16 protein-coding genes are annotated in these 15,634 nt (G+C 64.6%); 7 read left to right on the forward strand and 9 right to left on the reverse strand.

Features of this window, described 5'->3' with window-relative positions; all coding sequences use genetic code 11:
• Nucleotides 1-82: 82 nt before the first annotated feature.
• From argC to ACCQ00_RS12035, 8 genes are all read right to left on the reverse strand, one after another.
• On the reverse strand, nt 83-1,033 hold the full coding sequence (gene argC / locus ACCQ00_RS12000; RefSeq protein ID WP_017157784.1) for an N-acetyl-gamma-glutamyl-phosphate reductase: 951 nt from the start codon (nt 1,031-1,033) through the stop codon (nt 83-85).
• Nucleotides 1,030-1,641: a GNAT family N-acetyltransferase gene (locus ACCQ00_RS12005; protein ID WP_017157783.1), complete on the reverse strand. Its 612-nt coding sequence runs from the start codon at nt 1,639-1,641 to the stop codon at nt 1,030-1,032. Before ACCQ00_RS12005 ends, argC begins: the two co-directional genes overlap by 4 nt.
• A 5-nt stretch (nt 1,642-1,646) precedes the next feature.
• Nucleotides 1,647-2,990: an acetylglutamate kinase gene (locus ACCQ00_RS12010; RefSeq protein ID WP_039571957.1), complete on the reverse strand. Its 1,344-nt coding sequence runs from the start codon at nt 2,988-2,990 to the stop codon at nt 1,647-1,649.
• A 44-nt stretch (nt 2,991-3,034) separates the two neighbouring features.
• Complete coding sequence (locus ACCQ00_RS12015) at nt 3,035-4,135, reverse strand: acetylornithine deacetylase (RefSeq protein WP_039571959.1); 1,101 nt, start codon at nt 4,133-4,135, stop codon at nt 3,035-3,037.
• A gap of 5 nt (nt 4,136-4,140) precedes the next feature.
• A complete protein-coding gene (locus ACCQ00_RS12020) occupies nt 4,141-4,593 on the reverse strand; it encodes a GNAT family N-acetyltransferase (RefSeq protein ID WP_011408722.1) in 453 nt (150 codons plus the stop codon).
• Nucleotides 4,594-4,833: 240 nt separating this feature from the next.
• Complete coding sequence (locus ACCQ00_RS12025) at nt 4,834-6,069, reverse strand: argininosuccinate synthase (protein WP_039571964.1); 1,236 nt, start codon at nt 6,067-6,069, stop codon at nt 4,834-4,836.
• 53 nt (nt 6,070-6,122) lie between these two features.
• Nucleotides 6,123-7,154: an N-acetylornithine carbamoyltransferase gene (locus ACCQ00_RS12030; RefSeq protein ID WP_008573404.1), complete on the reverse strand. Its 1,032-nt coding sequence runs from the start codon at nt 7,152-7,154 to the stop codon at nt 6,123-6,125.
• 314 nt (nt 7,155-7,468) lie between these two features.
• The gene (locus tag ACCQ00_RS12035; protein ID WP_039571965.1) at nt 7,469-7,963 is read right to left on the reverse strand and encodes a hypothetical protein; all 495 of its coding nucleotides are present in this window, start codon (nt 7,961-7,963) and stop codon (nt 7,469-7,471) included.
• A gap of 177 nt (nt 7,964-8,140) precedes the next feature.
• On the opposite strand from ACCQ00_RS12035, the gene cysS reads away from it, so the two are divergent.
• The 3 genes from cysS (at nt 8,141) to ACCQ00_RS12050 (ending at nt 11,817) form a co-directional block, all read left to right on the forward strand.
• The gene (cysS, locus tag ACCQ00_RS12040; RefSeq protein ID WP_039571967.1) at nt 8,141-9,568 is read left to right on the forward strand and encodes a cysteine--tRNA ligase; all 1,428 of its coding nucleotides are present in this window, start codon (nt 8,141-8,143) and stop codon (nt 9,566-9,568) included.
• A 564-nt stretch (nt 9,569-10,132) separates the two neighbouring features.
• Nucleotides 10,133-10,570 carry a SufE family protein gene (locus ACCQ00_RS12045; protein WP_017156110.1) on the forward strand — a complete coding sequence of 146 codons (438 nt, stop codon included), beginning with the start codon at nt 10,133-10,135 and terminating at the stop codon, nt 10,568-10,570.
• Nucleotides 10,567-11,817 carry an MFS transporter gene (locus tag ACCQ00_RS12050; RefSeq protein ID WP_039571969.1) on the forward strand — a complete coding sequence of 417 codons (1,251 nt, stop codon included), beginning with the start codon at nt 10,567-10,569 and terminating at the stop codon, nt 11,815-11,817. The genes ACCQ00_RS12045 and ACCQ00_RS12050 overlap by 4 nt, the downstream gene beginning before the upstream one ends.
• 205 nt (nt 11,818-12,022) lie before the next feature.
• On the opposite strand, the gene dksA is transcribed toward ACCQ00_RS12050, so the two are convergent.
• Nucleotides 12,023-12,517 (reverse strand): RNA polymerase-binding protein DksA, encoded by a 495-nt coding sequence (dksA, locus tag ACCQ00_RS12055; protein ID WP_236493604.1) that lies wholly within the window; start codon nt 12,515-12,517, stop codon nt 12,023-12,025.
• A 52-nt stretch (nt 12,518-12,569) separates the two neighbouring features.
• Here dksA and ACCQ00_RS12060 point away from each other — a divergent pair, with 52 nt between their 5' ends.
• The 4 genes from ACCQ00_RS12060 to ACCQ00_RS12075 are packed head-to-tail and all read left to right on the forward strand — an operon-like array spanning nt 12,570 to nt 15,629.
• Complete coding sequence (locus ACCQ00_RS12060; protein WP_017156112.1) at nt 12,570-13,148, forward strand: hypothetical protein; 579 nt, start codon at nt 12,570-12,572, stop codon at nt 13,146-13,148.
• Nucleotides 13,148-13,441 (forward strand): membrane protein insertion efficiency factor YidD, encoded by a 294-nt coding sequence (gene yidD / locus ACCQ00_RS12065; RefSeq protein ID WP_011347711.1) that lies wholly within the window; start codon nt 13,148-13,150, stop codon nt 13,439-13,441. Before ACCQ00_RS12060 ends, yidD begins: the two co-directional genes overlap by 1 nt.
• On the forward strand, nt 13,438-14,787 hold the full coding sequence (locus ACCQ00_RS12070; RefSeq protein ID WP_372353938.1) for a dihydroorotase: 1,350 nt from the start codon (nt 13,438-13,440) through the stop codon (nt 14,785-14,787). The genes yidD and ACCQ00_RS12070 overlap by 4 nt, the downstream gene beginning before the upstream one ends.
• Nucleotides 14,787-15,629, forward strand: a complete 843-nt coding sequence (locus ACCQ00_RS12075; RefSeq protein ID WP_039574831.1) for a M23 family metallopeptidase — start codon at nt 14,787-14,789, stop codon at nt 15,627-15,629. The genes ACCQ00_RS12070 and ACCQ00_RS12075 overlap by 1 nt, the downstream gene beginning before the upstream one ends.
• The last annotated feature ends 5 nt before the right edge of the window (nt 15,630-15,634 follow it).

Consider the following 15,634-nt stretch of genomic DNA (forward strand, 5'->3'; position numbering starts at 1 on the left):
CAGGGATGTGCAGGCTCTTGCGAGGGACTCGCTTCGTTGAATCCCTGCACAAGGATGTACAGGCTCTTGCGAGGGACTCGCATCAACCAATTGCCATCAACTCGTCCCAGCCCAGCGCCAGGTTGAGGTTTTGCATCGCCTGCGTTGCCGCACCCTTGAGCAGATTGTCCAGCGTCGCCACCACCACCACGCGCTTGTTGCCGGGCGCCAGCGTTACTCCGCCAATCTGCACACCGTGCTTGCCGGCGATGCGGCTCACCCAGGGCGCCTCGTCGACGATCTCGATCAATGGCTCGTCGGCATAACGCTGCGTATAGCGTGCCTGGATCTGCTCGCGCGTCATTGGCTGCTGCAGCCATAGATTGACGGTCATGGTGATACCGCGGAAATGCGGTGCCACATGCGGCATGAACTCCACCGGCACGCCGAGCTGCGCAGACACCTCGCGCTCGTGCATGTGGTTGGTCAGCGCATACGGCATCAGATTGTCGGCGAGCAGCTCGGGATTGTTCTTGTCCGAAGGCGTGGTGCCCGCGCCCGAATAGCCGGACACGCCGAAGCACTGCGGCGGGCCGGCCAGCTGGTCGAGCAATGGCGCGATCGTCAGCTGCATCGCGGTGGCATAGCAGCCCGGGTTGCTGATGCGTCTTTGCCCGGCGTAGCTGCCGCGCGTCAACTCAGGCAAGCCGTAGTACCAGGCCGGATCGAAGCGGTAATCTGCCGACAGATCGATCACCAGCGTCTGCGGCGCTGCTGCGTCGATCGCGGCGACGAAAGGCGCTGCCATGCCATTGGGCAGCGCCAGGATCACCACATCGGCAGCCTTGGCGGCCACCGCGTCGGCATCCAGGTTCTCGTAGCGCAACTGCCCCTGGTAGGCACCGTTATGCTCGGCCACGCGCTGCCCGGCCAGCTCGCGCGAGGACACGAAGCTCAATTGCAGCTGCGGGTGCGCCGCCACCAATTTGATCAATTCCGAGCCGGTATGCCCGCGGGCGCCGACAATGCCGATGGTCTTTGGTTGAACAGTCATGCGTTTGCTTCCAGGCGGAACTGCAGGTGGCGTTTGACCCCGGCCCATTCCGTATCGATGATGGAAAACACCACGGTATCGCGCGGCGTACCGTCGGCGTGGCGGGTGTGGTGGCGCAGCACGCCGTCCTGTTTTGCGCCCAGCCGCGAGATCGCTGCGCGCGAGGGATGGTTGAACCAGCTGGTTTCGAACACCACGCTCAAGCATCCCAGTGTTTCGAATGCGTATTGCAGCAGCATCAGCTTGGTTTCGGTGTTGACGCCGGTGCGCTGCACGCGCGGCGCGTACCAGGTGTAGCCGATCGACAGCCTGGGCACCGCTGCATCCAGCGCGTAATAGCGCGTGCAACCGACGATGTCGCCGGCCGCGTCGCGCACCGCAAATGGCAACGCCGCGCCGTCGGCGCAGGCGGCCAGGGCTGCGGCGATATACGCATCGACCTGCTCAGGTGCGGGCACGCTGGTGTACCACAGCCGCGACAGCGCGCCCTCGCCCAGTGCCTCGCGCAACCCATCGGCGTGCACTGCCTGCAGCGGCTCCAGGCTCGCATGCCGTCCACGCAGGCTGGGCTGTTCGCGCCAACGTGCTGGCAAGCCGACGACGCTCATCGCAGTCAGCCCAGCAACGTCGGCTGACGCGTCGCGCAGTGCGCAACGCAATGCTGGATCTGTTCGAAGTTTTCCAGCCCGTACCAGAACACCTTCCACTTCTCCTGCTTGATGCAGCCGTCCGATTCGGCGTAGTAAAAGATATTGACTTGGTTGTTATGACGCGAGCGCCAGAACAGTTGTGGGGTCTCTTCGCGCATCACGTTCCACACCGCACGGCCAAGGCCTTCGCCCTGCGCATCGTCGAGCACGGCGAACTTGTCCAGATAGGTCAGCCTGCCCGCACCGAACCGGCCTTCGTCGGTCAGGATCACCGCGGCGCGATAGTTTTCGCTGACATACGCGCGCAGCAACGTGGTGGTGTCGAAATACTCCGGCACCAGCGTGCGGCCGAAGCTGGACTCGATCAGCGACTTCAGCCGAGGCAGATCCAGTTCGTCCCAGGAGGTGGCGCGCAGCACGCGCTCGCCGCGCCGCACCAGCGTGCCCGAGCCCTTGTGAGTGAACAGTTCCTTGGCCAGGTCCGCCGGCCGGGTGATCGACACCGACGACTCCAGCGGCAGGCGATCGAGCAGGTCCTTGATCTGCTCGATCTTCACCCGCATGCCGCCGTTGATCCACGGCTGCTGCATCAGGTGATCGAACTCGGTAGACAGGTTGATCGAATCGATCAACTTGCCATCGGCATCCAGCAGGCCGCCGGTGCCGGTGAGAAAGATGATCTTGTACGGCTGCAGCTCCTGCACCAACTCGTTGGCGGCAAAATCCGCATTGACGTTGAGGATCTGCCCGCTGGGCGTTTCGCCCAGGCTGGTGATCACCGGGATGGAGCCGGCCTGCAGGCTGGCTTCGATCGGCGCCAGATTCACCGCCTTGACCTCACCGACCAGGCCGTAGGTGTCGCGATCCAGATACTCTGCCTCGAACACGCCACCGGTGATCGAGGTCGCACGCGCACCGTTTTGCTGCAGCGCTTCCACCAGTTTCAGGTTGGAGGCCTGGAACACCTTGCGCACGATCGCCAAGGCTTCCGGCGAGGTCACACGCAGTCCGTTGACGGTGTGCTTTTCGATGCCGGCTACCGACAGCTCTGCATCCAGTTGCGGGCCGGCGCCATGCAGCACGATCGGGGTCAGCCCCACTTCCTGCAGGAACGACAACGACGAGGTCAGCGCGTCCAGATCGTCGCGCAACACCGCGCCCCCCACCTTGACCACTGCGAAGCGCTTGGCGTCGAGCTGCGAAAACCGCTTGAGGTACTGGCTGATTTCCTTCGCGCTGGCCATGCTCGAAAGCAGGCGCACGATGGTCTGGCGGGTTTGTTTGTGGGGCTGTGCGGAAGGGGACATTGCCATGTTCGAAAGAGGAAAGGGAGCGCCAGGCGCGTGTCGGTTCAACGCGAACCGTTGATGATGCGATGGACCGATTCTGCGTAACGCTGCAGCTGCGCCAGCGTCACGAATTCGTCGGCGGTATGCGCCTGGGCGATGTCGCCCGGACCATACACCAGCGCGGTATAGCCGCCGGCCGAAAACAGCGAGGCCTCGGTCCAGAAGTCCACTGCGTTGCCGATCGGCAGGTCCAGCGCATCGGCCACATCGCGTGCAGCCAGGCGGCGTTCTTCCGCGCGTGCGATGTCGCCCGATGGCAGGCTCGGCCCGCGGAAGGTTTCTTCGAAATGCGCTGCCGCCGGTTCGGCGAAACCGGCGAAGGTTGCGAGCAAGCCATCCACGTCCATCGACGGCAGCGGACGAAAGCCGAAGCGCACTTCGGCCGCCGGCGCGATCATGTTGGCCTTGATGCCGCCCTCAACGCGGCCGATGTTGAAGCGCAATCCGGTCAAGCCGCCGAAGCGCGCATGCGCCAGCGATTCCACATGGTCCAGGGCTCTGCCACCCCAGCGCATTGCCTGATGGAGCGCGCTGGCCGAGGGATCCTGCTTGCCCGAGGCATGGCCTGCGCGCCCGGCAAACCGCATCAACACCGAACTGATGCCGCGATGCGCCAGCACCGCTTCGCCCATGGTCGGCTCGGCCACCAAGACAGCTTCGTATTGCACGCCACGCGCCAGGAACGCGGCGATACAGCGCGGGTCATTGGCTTCTTCGTCCGAAGAGAACAGGAACGCGGCATCGCCATCGCCGGCATTGGCCGCGGCAACCAGCGCCGCCGCCGCGCCCTTGATGTCGCATACCCCCAGGCCCACCACGCGGTCGTCCAGACGCCGCATCACGTGCGGGTCGGCGCTCCAGTGCGGCGAATCCGGCACGGTGTCCAGATGCACATTGAACAGGTACTTCGGCGTGCCGCGCACCGCATACAAGCTCACCGCCCCTGCACCGTGATCGACCACCTCGACCTGGAACCCCGGCAGCTGCGCGCGCAGATAATCGAAGATGCCGCCATGCGCGGCAATCGCACGCGGCGGATTGCGGGTGTCGAAGGACACCAGCGCCTGCAGGTGGTCGAGCGTGGCGGTGAGCAGGTCAGTCATGTGTGTCAGGCAGCCGTGGTGGTGGTGCGGTAGAGATCGGGATAGGCGATTTCCATCAACGCCTGCGGCCGCGCCGGCGCGGCGAAGCCGTGCTGTGCGTACAGCGCATGCGCGTCGGAGGTGGCGAGCATGAAGCGGCGAAGGCCCTGCAGATGCGGATGGGCCATCACTGCCGCCACCAGTTGCTTGCCATAGCCGCGCCCACGGTGGGCATCAAGCACGAACACATCGGCCAGATAGCCGAAGGTGGCACCGTCGGTGATCACTCGCGCGAACGCCACCTGCCCTACGCCCTCGCAATAACCGCCGAAACACAGCGAGCCGGCGATCGCCCGCTGCACCGTGTCCAGCGGGATGCCCAGGCACCAATAGGCCTGCTCGCTGAGGAAGCGATGGATCAACGGCAGGTCGAGTTCCTGCTTGTCGGTACTGATGCGTAGTGCGGGCATGGATTCCATCGCAGTGGCCCTCTTCTCCCACCGGGAGAAGGTGCCCCGAAGGGGGCGATGAGGGGCGCCTCCAGAAACTTCGAGAGGCAACCGGGTCGAACGCGTCGCCACGCGCCCAGAAGGCGAACAATGGAAGCAAATGCTGCAGTGGTTCCCATGACTGGCGCGTGGCGACGCGTTCGTCATGATCGATCCTGAAGATTCCCTGCGGCGCTCCCACCCCCTCTCCCGGGGGAGAGGGGCTTTTGCTCAGCGGTTGACCTGTGCGTACAGGGTCGAGCTCATCCCGAACAGCTTGATGAAGCCCTCGGCCTCTTCCACGCCCCAGTCGGCCGATTGCGCGTAGGTCGCGCCCTTGGTGTTGAGCAGGTGCGGCGAACGCACCGCCACCGCATCGACGCGGCCGCCGCGGGTTTCCAGAGTCACTTCGCCATTGACCTTGGCCTGCGAGGACTTCAGGAACGCCTCGATATCGCTCTTGAGCGGGTCGTGATAGAAACCTTCGTACACCAGCTCCACCCACTTGCGCGCCACGTCCGGCTTGAAGCGGTTCTGCTGCTTGGTCAGCACTGCATCTTCCAGCGCACGGTGCGCGGTGAGCAGCGAAATCAGGCCCGGCGCTTCGAACACGATGCGGCCCTTCAAACCGATCACGGTGTCGCCGGTATAGATGCCACGGCCCACGCCGTACTGCGCGAACAAGGTGTTGAGCTTGGCCAGGATCTTGGCACCCGGCAGCGGCTTGCCATCCAGTTCCACCGCTTCGCCTTCGACGAATTTCAGCGTGACGGTCAGCGCTTCGCTCGGCCAGGCGCTGCGCGGCGCGCACCATCCACGTGCACCCTCGCCCGGCGCTTCCCACCGATCGATCTCGCCGCCGGACATGGTCAGGCCCAGCAGGTTCTCGTTGATGGTGTAGGCCTGCTGCTTGGCACGCACGCCGAAACCACGCGCTTCCAGATACTTCTGCTCGTAGGCGCGAGTCTGGGTGTGTTCCTTCTGGATTTCGCGGATCGGCGCGACGATCTGGTAGTCGCCCAGCGCCTTCACTGCCAGGTCGAAACGCACCTGGTCGTTACCCATGCCGGTGCAGCCGTGCGCAATGATGCGCGTGCCCAATTCTTCGGCACGCTTGAGCGCAGCATCCACGATCAGGTAACGGTCCGATACCAGCAACGGGTACTGGCCCTGGTACCCCTCGCCCGCCCACACGAACGGCTTGACGAAACCCTCCCAGATCGCCGGGCCACCGTCCACGGTGACGTGGCTGGCCGCGCCCAATTCGGCGGCGCGCTTCTCGATGAACTCACGCTCTTCGGCATCCACACCACCGGTGTCGGCAAACACGGTGTGCACCGCATAACCGCGCTCCTGCAGATACGGAATGCAGAAGCTGGTGTCCAGGCCACCGGAAAACGCGAGAACGATGTCCTTGGCGCCGGGAGTGGTGATTGGGGATTCGGGATTGGTGGAAGCAGCGCTCATCAATGTTCCTTAGTACGTAAGGTGGGGGCCAAGGGTGTTGCTGTTGCGATTCTCTAATCCCGATTCCCGATTCCCGCTTGCGAAGCAAGCGCAGCCATGATCGCCTTCTGCACATGCAGGCGATTTTCGGCTTCATCGATGGCGATGCAGTTGGGCGAATCCATCACGGCATCGGTCGCCTTGACGTTGCGGCGCAGCGGCAGGCAGTGCGAGAACACGCCGTTGTTGGTCAGCGCCATCTTGCGTTCGTCGACGATGAAATGCTGGTACTGGTCGCGGATCGGCTTCTCTGGTTCCCAGTTGCCGAAGAACGGCAACGCGCCCCAGCTCTTGGCGTAGACGACATCAGCGCCGGCATAGGCGCTGTCGATGTCGTGGCTCACCTGCAGCGAACCGCCGCTTTCGGCCACGTTTTGCGCGGCCCAGTCCATGTAGCGCTGATCCAGGATGTAGTCCGGCGTCGGGCACAACAGGGTCACGTCCATGCCCATGCGGGTGGCGATGGTCAGCGCCGAGTTGGCCACCGCGGTGTTCAGCGGCTTGGGGTGGTAGGTCCAGGTCAGCACGTACTTCTTGCCGCGCAGATCCTGGGTCCCGAAGTGTTCCTGCAGCGCCAGCGCATGCGCCAGCTCCTGGCATGGGTGGGTGATGGTTTCCATGTTGATCACCGGTACCGGCGAATACTTGGCAAAGCTCTTGAGCACCTGGTCTTCGCGGTCCTTGGACCAGTCCACGAACTTGGGAAACGCGCGCACGCCGATCAGGTCGACATAACGCCCCAGCACGCGCGCCACTTCGGCGATGTGCTCTTCGGTGTCGCCGTCCATCACCGTGCCCAGATTGAACTCGATCGGCCACGCATCCTTGCCCGGCTGCAGGACCACCGCATGCCCGCCCAACTGGAACGCGCCCAGCTCGAAGCTGGTGCGGGTGCGCATGGAGGGATTGAAGAACACCAGCGCAATCGACTTGCCCTTCAGCTCGCTTCCCAGCTTGTTGCGTTTGAACAACGCGGCCTGGGTCAACAGCGCATCCAGTTCGGCGCGGCTCCAGTCCTGGGTGTTCAAGAAGTGCTTCAGTGACATCGATCGATCCTTTGTGCTGCGTGCTACTGCTGCGTTGGTCCGCCAGGAGCGACGGGGTGCGCGACATGCGCGTTTCTTGCGGTTGAAACTTTTGTGACGCCAAAACGAAAAAACCCAGCCTGGGGGCTGGGTCTTCAACGTCGGAACAGCAAACGCCCCGGCTTACCCAGCGAAAATGTGGGATTCCGGTCGGCGGGCACGCGAGGTCATGCCGGAGGCCATCCGGGCGGCGCTGGTGTCGTGCTGAAAGGCGTTTGCTTGCATAGGGCGCGAATCCTCGCACGCATGTGGGCACGGCGCAACCGCTGCGCATCTCATCGCGGCGGCGCGACGATGGCGTCGGGAATGTAGGGAGTCACCGAGACCCGGATGCGCAGCCGGTTGCCCGGATCTTCCGGCAGGCGCGAACGGTATTTGGTGCCCTTGTAGACATAGTCCACGTCGAAGGCGATCGGCCGGCGGAACTCGCGCGGCACTTCCACCACCTTGCAGTTGCGCCGCGTACTGGTCGGCGGCACCGCAGCGGGCGCGGCCGGTTCGGGGCGACGCGAGAACATTTCCTTGACCGAATCCACCATGCGGTTGATGCGGCCCTCGTCCTCGGCCGGCGCTGCCGCAGCCTGTGCCGCCTGCTCGGCTTCGCATTGCTCTTCGATACGCGTGGCGCGAAGCGTCTGGTAGACCGGCTCGACGTTGAGCACCTGCGCATAATCCAGTTTCACGTTCTCGATCACCACAACCCGGTTCTTGGGGTCGGGCTCTGCCGCATGCGCCGGAATGACTTGCCCGGCAAACGTACACAGCAGCATGAAGAACGGAGAAGGTCGCATCAATACCGGGAACGCGCAGCCAGGCAGTACGTAAGTGTATGGAGCTTGCGGCCGCCTGGGCTGAACGCAACCCATCCGGTGGCCATGGTCGGGCTGGCGATTCGCCATCGCGCCACAACGGGCTAGAATCGCGCGATTGCCCTTTTTCGGATGCCGATGAGCCTGCGCCTGCACAACAACCTGACGCGGCGGGTCGAGCCGTTTGCGCCGCTCGATCCGTCCAGCCCCACCCTGTATGTCTGCGGTCCCACCGTCTACAACTACGCGCACATCGGCAACGCCCGTGGCCCGGTGGTGTTCGATGTGCTTGCCGCGTTGCTGCGCCGACGCTACGGCGCACTGCGCTACGCGCGCAACATCACCGACGTGGACGACAAGATCAACGCCGCCGCGCAGGCGCAGGGCGTACCGATTGCGACGATCACCGATCGCTTCGCGGCAATCTACCGGCAGGACATGGCGGCGCTTGGCGTGGTTCCACCGGACATCGAACCGGAAGCCACCGCGCATATCCCGCAGATCGTGGCGATGATCGAGCAGCTGATCGCCAGCGGGCATGCCTATGCCGCAGAAGGCCACGTGCTGTTTTCGGTCTCCAGCTTCGAGGACTACGGCAAACTCTCGCGGCGCGACCCGGACGAAATGCTGGCCGGCGCACGTGTGGACGTGGCGCCGTACAAGCGCGAACCCGGCGACTTCGTGTTGTGGAAACCCTCCAGCGACGACCTGCCCGGCTGGGAATCGCCCTGGGGCCGCGGCCGCCCGGGTTGGCATATCGAATGCTCGGCGATGGCTGCGGCGCATCTGGGCCCCACCATCGACATCCACGCAGGCGGCGTGGACCTGCAGTTTCCGCATCACGAAAACGAGATTGCGCAGAGCGAGTGCGCGCATGGGGGTGCCACCTTTGCGCGCTTCTGGCTGCACAACGGCATGCTCAATTTCAGCGGCGCGAAGATGAGCAAGTCGCTGGGCAATATCGAAACCGTGCACGAGCTCATCGCCAGGCATCCGCCCGAAGCGCTGCGCTATGCGCTGTTGAGCGCGCATTACCGTCAGCCACTGGATTGGTCGGATGGGTTGATCGAGCAGGCCAAGAACACGCTGGACCGGTTGTATGGGACGTTGCGGGATCTTGCTGCGCTGGAAGCCGAAAACAGCGGCAGCGACTTTGCACCATCCAAGACGATTCCCGCCGAGGTGGAGTCCGCTCTGGATGACGATCTCAACACGCCGCTGGCCTTGTCCGTCATGGCAAGCATCGCCTCCGATGCGCGTGCATTGCGCAGCGAACTGATGCACAGCGGCCAAGCGCCGGCGCGCATGACCGAGCTGCATGCCGCGCGCGCCAAGTTGCTCGGTGCCGGCATGGCGCTGGGGTTGCTGCAACAAGACCCGGCGGCATGGTTCTCGCGCGGCACCGATGCCGGCGACGATGCCCGCATCACCACCCTGGTCGAAGAGCGCAGCGCGGCGAAGAAAGCCAAGGATTTCGCCCGCGCCGATGCCATCCGCAAGCAGCTCGCCGACGAGGGCATCGTCCTGGAAGACACCCCGCAGGGCGTACGCTGGAAGCGCGCCTGACCGTTCCTATTCCCGTCGGGAGAATGTGGCGCTCAGCGCCGGATGAGGGTGCGAGCAAAGCCACCTGTATCAGCCACGAGGCTTCCCCCGCACCCTCACCCAACCCGTCTCCCGATGGGAGAGGGGCAATACCCGGGTTCACCACTCACCTCATCCTCTGAACCGCACTTGCACACCTCCACACCCAACGCGCATGACCTACCCTTCTCCCACCGGGAGAAGGTGGCGCGCAGCGCCGGATGAGGGTGCGAGTGAAGCCACCTGCATCAGCCACGAGGCTTCGCCCGTACCCTCACCCAACCCGTCTCCCGATGGGAGAGGGGCAATGCCTGAGTTCGATACCCTGCTCATCCCCTGAAACCGCACTTGCACACCTCCACACCCAACGCGCATGACCTACCCTTCTCCCACCGGGAGAAGGTGGCGCGCAGCGCCGGATGAGGGTGCGAGCGAAGCCACGTGCAACAGCCACGAGGCTTCGCCCGTACCCTCACCCCTCTCTCCCGGAAGGAGAGGGGCTCTGACCAAACGCCCTTAGTTTTTGCGATCGATCCTGGAACTTAGATGACCAACTCCCCCTTCCCGCTCGAACCCACTGCCGCCGAGGCGCAGGCCGCCATTGCCGAGGAGTTTTCCTTTTTCGGCGACTGGTCCGAGCGCTACCAGTACCTGATCGACCTTGGCCGCAAGTTGCCCGCCTTCCCGGAACAGTGGAAAACCGAAGAGCACCGCCTGCATGGCTGCCAATCGATGGTCTGGATCGTGCCGGAGGGCAACGCAGAGCGGCTGGATTTCCATGCCGTCAGCGATTCGGCCATTGTCTCCGGGCTGATCTACCTTGCGCTGCGCGTGTATTCGGGGCGTAGCGCGCAAGAGATCCTGGCCACCGAGCCTGACTACATCGCCGGAATCGGCCTGGCCAAGCATCTGTCGCCGACCCGCAGCAACGGCGTGGCAGCGATGCTGGCCTTCATCCGCGATACCGCGCGCGCGCAGCAGTGAGCACGCCCACCCCATCGCCCGCCGATTCGCTGCGGACGCTGCTCGCCCATCCAGGCTTCGGCCTGGTGCTGCTGTACCGCGTGGCGGCGATGCTGTCCTACCAGATCGTCGCCGTGACGGTCGGTTGGCATATCTACGAAATGACCGGCAACCCGCTCTCGCTGGGGCTGATCGGCCTGGCTGAAATCCTGCCGCTCTTCTGCATCGCCCCTTTTGCCGGCTACCTGGTCGATCACCTGCCGCGCCGCCGGCTGGGCATGGTGGCCGTGCTCGGCTTGGTCGCAACCGCACTGCTGCTGTTGGCGATCACGCAAGGCTGGCTGCCCATCAAAGGCGTGTGGCCGATCTACGCCGCCATCTCGCTCACCGGCGCGGCGCGCTCTTTCCTGTCGCCGGTCTACAACGCCTTGTTCGCACGGGCGCTGCCGCGCGAAGCATTCGCACGTGGTGCCAGCATCGGCAGCGTCACCTTCCAGGCCGGCATGGTGATCGGCCCGGCGCTGGGCGGTGTGCTGGTCGGCTGGGGCGGCAAGGGCCTGGCCTACGGGGTCGCCGCCAGCGTGGCGATGCTGGCGATCCTGGCGCTGGCGTTGTTGCGTGTCAGCGAGCCGGTCAGCGAGGGCCCGCGTGCGCCGATCTTCCGCAGCATCGCCGAAGGCGCGCAGTTCGTACTGTCCAACCAGATCATGCTGGGTGCCATGGCGCTGGACATGTTTTCGGTCCTGCTTGGCGGCGCGGTCTCGATGTTGCCGGCCTTCATCCACGACATCCTGCACTACGGCCCGGAAGGCCTGGGCATCCTGCGCGGGGCGCCGGCGCTGGGTTCGATCGTGGTTGGCGTATGGCTGGCGCGGCACCCGCTGCAGCGCAATGCCGGGCGCGTGCTGCTGCTGTCGGTGGCCGGCTTCGGGCTCTGCACCATCGCCTTCGGACTGTCGCGCCATTTCTGGCTGTCCGCGGCGATCCTGCTGGTGTACGGCATGTGCGACGGCGTCTCGGTGGTGGTGCGCCAGACCATCCTGCAGTTGGCCACCCCCGATGCCATGCGTGGCCGGGTGTCTTCGATCAATGGCATCTTCATCGGCTCGTCCAACGAGCTGGGCGCATTCTACGACGGCGTCATGGCGCGCCTGGTCGGCCTGGTGCCTGCGGTGGTAATCGGCGGCTGCGTCACCCTGGGCGTGGTGGCCACCACCGCGTGGAAGGCGCCGCGCCTGCGCAAGCTGGACCTGCGCGATCTGCAATGAGCTGCGCAATTGCGCGATTGCCGGCCCACTGCGTCGCGGTGGAGCGAAGGCATTCGTGCCGCAAGCCGCGGCCAGGTGCCGTCATTCAACTGCGCGCGACGGGGGTTCGCCGACGTGCGCTGACTGGCCAGGTACCGATGCAACGGATCAGGCGTCCATAAAAAAACCCCGCACATGGCGGGGTCTTCATGAGCCAGGCGGACGGTCAGTCGCCCTGCTGCTTCTGCAAATGCTCCCAACGCTCCTGGGCGTCGATGGTGCGCTCGGCAGTCAGACGCGCTTCCAGGCGGTCCAGGCCAATCTCTTCACCGGTATCCACGCAGTAGCCGTAATCACCGTCTTCCAGACGCTTGAGCGTGCTGTCGATCTTGGAAATCAGCTTGCGGGCGCGATCACGGGCACGCAGTTCCAGCGAGTTTTCGGTCTCGCGGGTGGCGCGTTCGGCTTCATCGCCGATATCGCGCACTTCTTCGCGCAGGTTTTCGATGGTCTGCTTGGATTCCTCCACCATCTCGTTGCGCCAGCTCTGCAGACGCTGGCGGAAATATTCCTGCTGCAACTTGTTCATGTACTCCTCGTCCGCGGAAGGCTTGTAGCCCTGCGGCAGGATCGGGCGACCGGTTGCTTCGTCGGTCTTGTACTCGACCACCTTGTACTTGGTCTTGGGAGCCGCACTGGACGGCTTGGACGTCACTGCCACGGCCACTTTGCCGACCGGACGGGTCGCAGCAGGCTTGGCGGGGGCTTCGGTTTTGGTTGGCGTTTTTGCGGAAGATTTCGAAACGGGCACGGGATTCTTAGATGACGGGGTCGCAGGCTTTGCCGGCTTCGCAGGGACGGCCTTGGGGACCGGTGCGGGCGCGGGCTTTTCAGCCTTGACCGGGACTGACTTGGCCGGAGCCGGCTTGGTGGCCGGCTTCGGTACGGACTTGGACGCCACCGGCTTGGCAGCCGGTTTGGCGGCAGCCGGAGCTGCCTTCTTCGCCGCCGGCTTGGCAGCAGGCTTGGCAACGGGTTTCACTGACTTGGGGGCTACGGACGCGGCGGTCTTGGAAGCCGGCGCCGGCTTGGCAGCGGTCTTCGTCGCAGGTGCCTTCTTCGCGGGTGCCTTCTTGGCAGCCGACTGCTTGGTCGCCGGTTTTGCGGCCGGTTTCGCAGCAGCGGACGTCGCTGCCTTTTTCGCAACGGGTTTGGCGGACTTCTTGGCGGCCTCTACGGCCTTTTTTGCAGGTTTTTTAGCAGCCACGAAACGCTCATCCTTGGTTCCCCCGGGGCCCGGGAAAGCGGGCCTTTATAACGTACCCCGCGGACCCCCGGCAACCACCTATTAATGCAAGTGGCATATCATTGGCAAGTGATCTCACGCCTGCTCATCGCGCTGCTGCGCGTCTACAAGCTCGTCATCAGCCCCCTGCTCGGGCCGCGCTGCCGTTTTGCACCCAGCTGCTCGGACTACGCGATGACCGCCATCGGCCGCTTCGGCCCGCTGCGCGGCAGTTGGCTTGCCGCACGCAGGCTCGGCCGCTGTCATCCCTTCCATCCGGGCGGATTCGATCCGGTGCCCGATGCACCCGCCTCGCCCTCCCCGTCTTCTTCCTGCAGCTGCAAAGGACCCCATCCATGAGCCGAACCGTCATCGTCAATGCCCGCCTGGTCAATGAAGGCAAGAAGTTCGACGCCGATCTCCTGATCGAGGGCGACCGTATCGCCAAGATCGACGACAAGATCGCCCCTGCCCCTGGCGATACCGTTGTGGACGCCGCCGGACGCTGGGTGCTGCCAGGCATGATCGACGACCAGGTGCACTTCCGTGAGCCTGGCCTGACCCACAAGGGCGACATCGCGACCGAATCCGGCGCCGCGGTGGCTGGTGGCCTGACCAGCTTCATGGACATGCCCAACACCAATCCGCCGACGCTGGATGCCGCGGCGCTGCAGGCCAAATACGATGCCGCCGCTGGGCGCGCCTGGGCCAACTACGGCTTCTACATGGGCGCCAGCAACGACAACCTGGTCCACATCCAGTCGCTGGACCCCAAGACTGCCCCGGGCATCAAGGTGTTCATGGGCGCCTCCACCGGCAACATGCTGGTCGATAACCCCGAAACGCTGGATGCGATCTTCCGCGACGCGCCCACGCCGATCATCACGCATTGCGAAGACACCCCGACCATCGATGCGACGATGGCGCAGTACAAGGAAAAATACGGCGATGCGCTGACACCGGAGATGCACCCGGACATCCGTTCGCGTCAGGCCTGCCTGAAGTCTTCGCAACTGGCGGTGTCGCTGGCGCGCAAGCACAACACCCGTCTGCATGTGCTGCACATCTCCACCGCCGACGAGCTGTCGCTGTTCGAAGCCGGCCCGCTGGTCGATGCCGACGGCAAGCTGCGCAAGCGCATCACTGCCGAGACCTGCATCCACTTCCTGCGCTTCGATCGCAGCGATTACGCACGACTGGGCAACCTGATCAAGTGCAACCCGGCGATCAAGGATGCCGAAGATCGCCTGGCGCTGATCGATGCGCTGGCCGAAGATGTCATCGACGTGCTCGCCACCGACCATGCCCCGCATACCTGGGAAGAAAAGCACAAGCCCTATGCGCAGGCGCCCTCGGGCCTGCCGCTGGTGCAGTACGCGCTGGTCGCGGCACTGGAGCTGGTGCACGAAGGCAAGTTGCCGATCACCCGTATCGTGCAGAAGTTCGCGCATGCGCCGGCGCAGTTGTTCGATGTGCAAGAGCGTGGCTTCCTGCGCGAAGGCTATTTCGCCGACCTGGTGATGATCGACAACACCCCGTTCACCGTGAAGCGTGAGCAGGTGCTGTCCAAGTGCGGCTGGTCGCCATTCGAGGGCACCACCTTCCGTTCGCGTATCGCTGCGACGTGGGTCAACGGCCAGCAGGTGTGGGACGGCGAACAACTGGTGGGCAGCGCTGCCGGCCAGCGCCTGACCTTCGACCGCTAATGCGCGCAGCCCTGTTTGGCGCCTGGTTGCTCCTGGCGCCGGTCGTGCTGGTTGCAGGTCGCGCGGATGCGCAGAGTGCGGCCGCCGCGACTGATGTCGTGTTTCCGCAAAGAGCCTCGCAAGGTGCGCTGGTGATCGGCAAGGTGCCGTCTGGCAGCAAGGTGCAATACGCCGGCCGCAGCTTGCGGGTGAGCGGTTATGGAAGCGTGGTGTTCGGTATCGGCCGCGATGCCACCGGGCCATTGCAGGTGCAGATCACCCCGCCCGGAGGCAGCACGCAGAACGTGAGCATCGCAGTGACGCCGCGCGACTGGCCGATCGAACGCGTCAACGGCGTGCCGCCCAAGACAGTCAACCCACCGCCGGCAATCGCCGAACGGATCAAGCGCGAGCAGGCGCAGGTCACCGCCGCACGCGACCGCGACGATGCACGCACCGATTTCGCCCAACCCTTCATCTGGCCGGTGCAGGGTCGCATCAGCGGCCGCTTCGGCAATGCACGCGTGTACAACGGCCAGCCCGGCGCCGGCCATTCGGGCATGGACATCGCCGTGCCCACCGGCACCCCGGTGAAGGCGCCGGCGGCCGGCGTAGTGACGTTCGCGGCGCCGGACCTGTATCTCACCGGCGGCACGGTGCTGCTGGATCACGGCTTTGGCGTGAGCTCGAATTTCCTGCACTTGTCGCGTATCGACGTGAAAGTGGGCGATCGGGTCGAGCAAGGCCAGGTGATTGCCGCGGTTGGTGCCACCGGACGTGCCACCGGGCCGCATCTGCATTGGGGGATGAACTGGTTCGACACCCGCATCGATCCGTTGCTGGTGCTTGAGCGGACGAAGTAGAGCGT

The organism is Xanthomonas sp. NCPPB 3761, from assembly GCF_041475705.2.
Classification (GTDB): domain Bacteria; phylum Pseudomonadota; class Gammaproteobacteria; order Xanthomonadales; family Xanthomonadaceae; genus Xanthomonas; species Xanthomonas phaseoli.

Bases quoted from the DNA above. Each gene is read 5' to 3' on its own strand.
- argC (WP_017157784.1), bottom strand. From the start codon at position 1,033: ATGACTGTTCAACCAAAGACCATCGGCATTGTCGGCGCCCGCGGGCAT.
- ACCQ00_RS12005 (WP_017157783.1), bottom strand. From the start codon at position 1,641: ATGAGCGTCGTCGGCTTGCCAGCACGTTGGCGCGAACAGCCCAGCCTG.
- ACCQ00_RS12010 (WP_039571957.1), bottom strand. From the start codon at position 2,990: ATGTCCCCTTCCGCACAGCCCCACAAACAAACCCGCCAGACCATCGTG.
- ACCQ00_RS12015 (WP_039571959.1), bottom strand. From the start codon at position 4,135: ATGACTGACCTGCTCACCGCCACGCTCGACCACCTGCAGGCGCTGGTG.
- ACCQ00_RS12020 (WP_011408722.1), bottom strand. From the start codon at position 4,593: ATGGAATCCATGCCCGCACTACGCATCAGTACCGACAAGCAGGAACTC.
- ACCQ00_RS12025 (WP_039571964.1), bottom strand. From the start codon at position 6,069: ATGAGCGCTGCTTCCACCAATCCCGAATCCCCAATCACCACTCCCGGC.
- ACCQ00_RS12030 (WP_008573404.1), bottom strand. From the start codon at position 7,154: ATGTCACTGAAGCACTTCTTGAACACCCAGGACTGGAGCCGCGCCGAA.
- ACCQ00_RS12035 (WP_039571965.1), bottom strand. From the start codon at position 7,963: ATGCTGCTGTGTACGTTTGCCGGGCAAGTCATTCCGGCGCATGCGGCA.
- cysS (WP_039571967.1), top strand. From the start codon at position 8,141: ATGAGCCTGCGCCTGCACAACAACCTGACGCGGCGGGTCGAGCCGTTT.
- ACCQ00_RS12045 (WP_017156110.1), top strand. From the start codon at position 10,133: ATGACCAACTCCCCCTTCCCGCTCGAACCCACTGCCGCCGAGGCGCAG.
- yidD (WP_011347711.1), top strand. From the start codon at position 13,148: ATGCAAGTGGCATATCATTGGCAAGTGATCTCACGCCTGCTCATCGCG.
- ACCQ00_RS12070 (WP_372353938.1), top strand. From the start codon at position 13,438: ATGAGCCGAACCGTCATCGTCAATGCCCGCCTGGTCAATGAAGGCAAG.
- ACCQ00_RS12075 (WP_039574831.1), top strand. From the start codon at position 14,787: ATGCGCGCAGCCCTGTTTGGCGCCTGGTTGCTCCTGGCGCCGGTCGTG.